Annotated in this window: 6 protein-coding genes; 4 read left to right on the top strand and 2 right to left on the bottom strand. The window is 39.0% G+C overall.

What is annotated here, in order from left to right:
• Window positions 1–139: 139 nt before the first annotated feature.
• Window positions 140–1369 carry an IS110 family RNA-guided transposase gene (locus tag LMB56_RS08345; protein ID WP_229282092.1) on the bottom strand — a complete coding sequence of 410 codons (1230 nt, stop codon included), beginning with the start codon at window positions 1367–1369 and terminating at the stop codon, window positions 140–142.
• Window positions 1370–1732: 363 nt separating this feature from the next.
• On the opposite strand from LMB56_RS08345, the gene LMB56_RS08340 reads away from it, so the two are divergent.
• The 4 genes from LMB56_RS08340 (at window position 1733) to LMB56_RS08325 (ending at window position 4989) form a co-directional block, all read left to right on the top strand.
• Window positions 1733–2008: an acylphosphatase gene (locus tag LMB56_RS08340; RefSeq protein ID WP_229283787.1), complete on the top strand. Its 276-nt coding sequence runs from the start codon at window positions 1733–1735 to the stop codon at window positions 2006–2008.
• 98 nt (window positions 2009–2106) lie between these two features.
• Window positions 2107–3057 (top strand): membrane protein insertase YidC, encoded by a 951-nt coding sequence (yidC, locus tag LMB56_RS08335; RefSeq protein ID WP_229283785.1) that lies wholly within the window; start codon window positions 2107–2109, stop codon window positions 3055–3057.
• Between the two features lie 63 nt (window positions 3058–3120).
• A complete protein-coding gene (locus LMB56_RS08330) occupies window positions 3121–3531 on the top strand; it encodes a peptide deformylase (RefSeq protein ID WP_229273687.1) in 411 nt (136 codons plus the stop codon).
• Between the two features lie 78 nt (window positions 3532–3609).
• Window positions 3610–4989 (top strand): MATE family efflux transporter, encoded by a 1380-nt coding sequence (locus LMB56_RS08325; protein ID WP_229283784.1) that lies wholly within the window; start codon window positions 3610–3612, stop codon window positions 4987–4989.
• Window positions 4990–5073: 84 nt separating this feature from the next.
• On the opposite strand, the gene yjeM is transcribed toward LMB56_RS08325, so the two are convergent.
• Entirely contained in the window at window positions 5074–6567 is a 1494-nt protein-coding gene (gene yjeM / locus LMB56_RS08320) for a glutamate/gamma-aminobutyrate family transporter YjeM (protein ID WP_003668471.1), read from the bottom strand.
• Window positions 6568–6750 lie beyond the last annotated feature (183 nt).

The following is a 6750-nucleotide window of genomic DNA, read 5'->3' as shown; positions in this document are numbered from 1 at the left end:
AGTCATGTGGTAATAAGTCAAGATAAAATTATCACTGACAAACTTGTTTTGACCAGATTTTTGACGCACTTAAATAAGCCTTGATCCCAAGGTGTTTTAAAAGCTAAGCGTCGAGAATCAGTTTATCTTCCTATACCAATTACCTCTTTTCCTGATAGATTTGATGATTTTTGAGTAGGAAGAAAATCACCCTAATAAGTTTACGTGCGGTAAGGACGAGAGCGCGTTTTGATGGGGTATGCTTTACTTCTTGATATTTACGCCGATAATATTCACCAAAAACTGGATCTTGGATTCTAACTCTGTTGGCAGCTTCAACCAAATAGTATCTAAGATAAGCATTACCAGTTCTCTTGAGCGGAGTATTATCACTAGCGTAAGCTCCGGACTGCTTTTCTCGCCAGGAAAGCCCAGCATATTTAGCCAATTTAGCTTCATTATCAAATCGTTCGATTTGACCAATTTCAGCTAAAATACCAGCAGCGTATACTGGTCCAATTCCGGGAATGGAGCGCAAAATCTGTTCTTCATCAGTTACTTGAACTACTTTCTCAATTGCTTTGTCGAGGTCTTTAATCATCTTCTGAAAAGCTTTAATTTCCTCGGCATAAACGGAGAGAACTGTATCAACTGAATTAGCAATTACTTTGTCTAAACGATAAGAAGCACGAACTGCCTTTTGAATTATTTTCGCCAAGGCTTCAGGGTTCGCGAAGCGACCCCGGCCGTGTTCATTCAGATAATCGGCTAAATCAGTAATCGAAAGATTAAGTAAGTCATCAGTAGTCATATCTTCAGTTAGCAGACTCATCATCGTTGAACCAAAGATAGAAGTATTCAGTTCATCAGAAATTACTAATTTATTGAGCTTGTAGTATAGGTTCTCAATAAAGTGTTGCTTAGCCCGAGCTAAGCTTTGAACAAGCTCATATCGGGAACGCGTTAAGCGTTGCAGGGCAATGTAGTTCTCTTGACGAACAATCCCTACTGAATAGCGTCCAACACGTAGGAAGTCAGCAATGTAAAAAGCGTCGATTTGATCATTTTTATCTTCAGCGAAGACATCATGATAGCGCTTAGTTTTCTTAGGATCGATAACCACGGATTGTGTATTGAACTTTTTAAGGTCCGAGTCTTCTTGGAAAAACATTGCTGGGTGAAAGCTGTAAATGGAAGTGGCTTCCATGCCAATCACAACTTGGTCGAGATGATTTGAATTCGCCGTATCGATAATCATGTTTTTTAATTCTGTTGCGCCTTTCAAATCATTAACAAAGTTACCATGGAAAACAACTTCAGTTGTTTCTTCAGAAATCATTGAAGTTACTAAATCTTTTGAGCTAACGTCAATACCGACAAAAAGTTTCATTGGAATGGCCTCCTTTCATTAAAATTTACTGGTCTTAATCTGATCACTGCATGATAGCCCCTAATTACAATCACTAAAAACATCCTCGCAAGTATCAGTATTCATTGGTTAGAGAGTTAAAGCTGCACCTAATCCTACTCTGAATTAGTAAACTATCTAATCGATACAGCATGTGAGTTCGAAAATCAGTAGATTGGCTGGGCGGCAGACTTCATAAGTAGTTAAAAACTACAGGAGGTATTAACCTATACCAGTTGACCAAAGCCAATGATAATTAGAGGTTATCATGCGGTGACCAGAAAACAAGTTGTAATGTAGCAAAATCCGTAAGGATATATTTATAGAATACGAGGAGTTTTAATTATGATTAATTACCACCTTACCATTACTGGACGCGTTCAAGGAGTTGGTTTCCGCTGGAGCGTCTATCAGTTGGCACAGCAGGCTGGAATTGAGGGGATCGTTATGAATAAGAACGATGGGAGCGTTTATTGCGAACTGCAGGGTCCCATTGAGATCGTTAAGCAATTAATCTCTAAAATTAAAGCTGGACCCACTCCTTATGCTCGAATTAATAAGGTTAAAATCGTCGAGGGAAGCCTGCAAAACTACCATCATTCATTTCAAATCACGCATTAGTTCGCGATTAGCGGTAGAATTCAATTCCTGAATAGAGTAAAATACGTACTATTAACGTAATTAATATACAAAGAAATAAGGGAGTTTGATTCATTAATATGAAACGAAAACGAATAACGATCGCTGGGGGTCTCTTTACCCTCCTACTGCTTCTTAGCGGATGTGTACGGACTACTAAGAGCGGTCGACCATACGGGTTTGTCTATGATTATATGGCTAAACCAATGCAGCACTTGATGGAATGGTTAGCCAGCCACATGGGCAATAACTACGGTTGGGCAATTATTGTCATTGTGGTAGTTGTGCGAACAATTCTTTTACCAGTAATGTTCTCTCAAATGAAAAAATCAACCATTATGCAAGAAAAGATGTCCAAGGTTCAACCACTGATTAAAGAGCTAACAGAAAAACAAAAAGCGGCCAAGACTCCTGAAGAACAGGCGGCCGTTAGTCAACAAATGATGGCTCTTTACCGGGATAACAATATTAGCTTAACTGGCGGAATCGGCTGTCTACCATTGTTAATTCAGCTGCCAATTTTCGCCGCCTTATATGCTGCTATCCGTTATTCGCCAGACCTTTACCACGCAACTTTCTTTGGGATTCCACTTGGTAAGCCAAGCATTATCTTAGCAGTCTTATCTTTTATCGCCTATGCTGCCCAGAGTTATCTTGGGCTTGTTGGTGTTCCTGAAGCCCAGAAGAAGCAAATGAAGGCTGCTATTTGGATGAGTCCTTTCATGACCTTCTTCATTTCCATCACTTCTTCTGCCGGACTAGGCCTTTACTTCTTCATCGGTGGACTATTTGCCATCTTACAAACTTTGATGGTCAATGCTTACCGTCCGCGGATTCGTCGCCAAATTGAAGAAGAAAGCAAGAAGAATCCAATTAAAATGCCTAAAGCACCAGTAATTAACACCCCTAGTTCTTCAACTAAACCGACTGATGCAATTGACCAATTACGTAAAGGCGATGCCAAGCCAAGCGATCAAGCAAACCGTAATCGTCAACGTAATGCTGGTAAACAACAACATCATAAAAAATAATTATCAAAAAGCTGGGAGAAAGCAAAAGTTTTTTCTCAGCTTTGTTTTTTCGGAGGAAGACACATGATCAAACCAATTATTAAAGACCAACAGTTACTTGCAAAAAAAGCAACCCTCACTACTAAAGCTGATTTGCCCCTTGCAACCGATCTTAGCGATACGCTTAATGCTCACCAAGCTGAATGTGTTGGAATGGCTGCCAATATGATTGGCGTAAATAAGAATGCAATTATTGCGCGAATCGGGCCCTTTAATGTCGTAATGTTCAATCCACAAATCGTCGCTAAAAGTCAACCTTATCAAACTGCAGAAGGATGCCTTTCATTAAGCGGAACGCGTCCTACTAAACGGTATAAGCAAATTACCGTTAAATTTCGCAATCAGAGCTGGCAAACGCAAACATTAGAACTTACAGATTTTGCTGCTGAGATTGTTCAACATGAAATTGACCATTGTAATGGAATTATAATATAAGCAATGAGAATATTTGCTAAAATATCAATAAATGAAATAAGGAAAGTAGAATCGCCGGGTTCTGCAACAAATTAAGTTATGCTTCTCAAACAGGCGTCCAACTGGGAGGATGGGAGCAAGTTTTGTGGAGGTTTTAATATGGATTCACCAATGTCAATTACCAAAGAAGTACGGCATTATGTTGTTCGTAATGTTGTCGCCACTCTCGGGATGTCAATGTATGTTATTATTGACACCCTTTTTATTTCAATCGCGGCCGGGGCTTTAGGCTTAACTACGCTTAACCTGGTGCTCCCCCTATTCAACGTTTTTAATGGAACTGGGCTATTACTGGGAGTCGGTGGTGCCACAATCTTTTCGTTAAATAAGGTTATGCATCCTGAGAGAATAAAATCATTATTTAGTCAACTGATGATTTTTGCTTTTACTTTTGGGTTTATCCTAGCAATCCTGTTAAACATTTTTGCGACTCCAGTAGTTGATTTTCTTGGGGCAGATGATGCAACTCGTCAGATGGCAATCGTTTATTTACGAATAATTTCATGGAGCGGACCTCTCTATATGGTTAATTACATTGCCATTAATTTCATTCGTAACGATGGCAATCCCACGTTAACCATGAAGGCCACCTTAACCGAAACATTATCTGTTATCCTCATCGACTGGTTCTTTATTTTCGGAATGGGTCTTAAATTAGAAGGAGCAGCATTGGCAGTATTATTTTCGCCAGCAATTAGCTTGGTGGTTTTAAGTTTTCATCGGAAGTTTGTCGGCCGACAATTAGAATGGCACTGGGTTGTCCCTCACCTAAGGAACATTTGGCGTTCGGCACGCTTAGGGGTTGCTTCAGCATTAAACGAATTAAGTACTGGTGTTAGTATTTATTTCTTTAACCATGTTTTATTGCAGCTGGCTAATAACTATGCCGTTGCCGCATATGGCGTTATTTCCAACATTGCCATCGTTGTACTAGCAATTGCTAATGGGGTAGCGCTCGGCGTTCAACCACTTGCTAGTCGGGAATTTGGTAAACACGAATACAAGAATGTATCGATGACGTTAAAAAATGGGATGATCATTACCCTCTTTCTAGCAACAATCAGCTTTATTATCCTAATCACCTTTAAGCATCCCATTATTGAAGTTTTTAATACTTCTCATTCTGGCCAACTCCTCGCCTATGCTAGTGTTGGTCTTCCGATTTACTTTACAAGTGTATTCTTCAGTGCGTTAAACCTATTGTTCATCCTTTTCTTAACAGCAATCGGATCAGCGCGAACATCATTTTCTTTATCGATTCTTCGTGGTTATATTATCCTTCTCCCCGCGATCTTTATTCTGGCAAAAGTTGCCGGAATCAACGGGGTCTGGGCAGCAGTTCCTTTTACTGAATTTGTTATTACTTGCATCGGTGGAATTATCATTTACCAGCGACTTAAAAAATTGAATAAAGAGTAAGTGGAAAATAATCTTCTCGTTAAGGTTCACATGAATAAAGAGACTATTGAAAAAATTTTTGATTTTTTCAATAGTCTCTTTTATCTACTTTGTAATTTTCTTTGATGCGTGATTGTAGAAAATCCAAGCAACAATTCCAAAGAAAACCGGACCAAATGCTGTCCAGAATGCAGTTTGAAAATCATGCTCAATAATCGGTTGGATACACGTAAAGATGATTCCTAGGCAAACAATTATTTCAACAAAGATAACTAATACATTTGTCCAAAAATGGTTCTTAAATACCACAAAATCATGTGGAATATCCTTCTTTTGAAAGAACGGAAATGCACCAACAAGAAAGATATAAGGAGCACAGGTTGAAACATTAACCATATCTGTCAAGATTTGGTAAAAACTAGCAGCTGCTGAACCCCCAAATGCAACTAAGAAAATAATACACGAAACAAAAATTGCTTGAATCCACATTGCATATGCCGGCATCCCATGTTTGTTCAGAGTCACAATTTTTTTAGGCCATAACTCAGGATTGGCTCCCATGATAAAGGACTTAATCGGGGAGTACACTAGCAGGAACATTGCTCCTAACATCCCCATCAGCCCAGCTAACGCAATCATTCGCGTAAAGAGAACACCAAGAAAAATATTAGTAGCATGACTTAACCCTAGCGAAACACCTAGTTGGTATCCTAATTGGTTAAAGACAACATAAGTAACATTACCCAAGTTAACGCTTGATTTTGCAATAACATGATTGTAATTAACGCTAAAGCCCGTCATTAAAATCATTAGCACATAACTGCCAATCGTTAAGAGCGAACCAATAACTAAACCTCTTGGAAATGTCTTCGCCGGATTTTTCATACTATCAGTAACTCCACCAAGATTTTCCATTCCACCATATGCAAAAATTGCGTAAACAACGAATGAGATAATCGCAATTGGCGTCTTAAAAGCAGGATTAGGCGATTCGATAAAACTGCTAATACCATGAATAGGCTGGGCAGTAACCCCCTTGTTAGCAATAATCGTCACTAAACTTGCAATAATAAAAATTGCATTCATTCCAATCATAAACGCTCCACCAAACGAGCTGATTTTCGTAATCCCATTAATTCCCTGTGAACTTAGCAAAGTCACCAGTAAAACGAAGAGAATCGCCAAGATACCAATTAACTGATTAGAATTAAAAATCCAAAAGTGCCATTGTTGGGTAGTATCATGACCAAATAATAGTGCCGACAATGTTATCCAAAGCCGAGATGCACTTGATACTAGCCACAGAACCCAACTCGCTAACCAAATAAAGGTTCCAATAAAGGCCAGCCGTTCCCCGATCGAACCAGCTAACCATGAATAAATACCCCCTTGGGCATCCTTAAACGCCGAGCCATATTCAGCCATCATCAAACAACAAGGGAAGAAGAAACAAACTCCAGCAAGGATATACCAAAACATCCCCGCATATGCCATTTGATCATAAGCTATTGAAACATTACCAAACCCATATATTGTCGAAATAATCATTAACACCAGTGTTGGCGTTGTGATTAATTTTTTCTGCTCTTTCGCAGCCACTCCTATTCAACTCCTCAATAAAAATCCTCATATTTTAGTATCCGTTTTCATTATACCGCCCTTGGTTGAAAACATCGCTTATTTTGTCGGCCATTTGGAAAACAATTGAATAAAAATGTTTTGTAATAAAAAAGTGAGAATAGGAGCAAAAGTTTCTCATCTTGCTTCTATTCTCACATCTTA

It is taken from the genome of Limosilactobacillus reuteri, from assembly GCF_020785355.1.
Lineage (GTDB): Bacteria > Bacillota > Bacilli > Lactobacillales > Lactobacillaceae > Limosilactobacillus > Limosilactobacillus reuteri_I.
This window is presented reverse-complemented; position numbering and strand designations above follow the sequence as displayed.

Excerpts from the sequence above, each read along its gene's own strand:
- LMB56_RS08345 (WP_229282092.1), bottom strand. The coding sequence starts at position 1,369 with ATGAAACTTTTTGTCGGTATTGACGTTAGCTCAAAAGATTTAGTAACT.
- LMB56_RS08340 (WP_229283787.1), top strand. The coding sequence starts at position 1,733 with ATGATTAATTACCACCTTACCATTACTGGACGCGTTCAAGGAGTTGGT.
- yidC (WP_229283785.1), top strand. The coding sequence starts at position 2,107 with ATGAAACGAAAACGAATAACGATCGCTGGGGGTCTCTTTACCCTCCTA.
- LMB56_RS08330 (WP_229273687.1), top strand. The coding sequence starts at position 3,121 with ATGATCAAACCAATTATTAAAGACCAACAGTTACTTGCAAAAAAAGCA.
- LMB56_RS08325 (WP_229283784.1), top strand. The coding sequence starts at position 3,610 with ATGCTTCTCAAACAGGCGTCCAACTGGGAGGATGGGAGCAAGTTTTGT.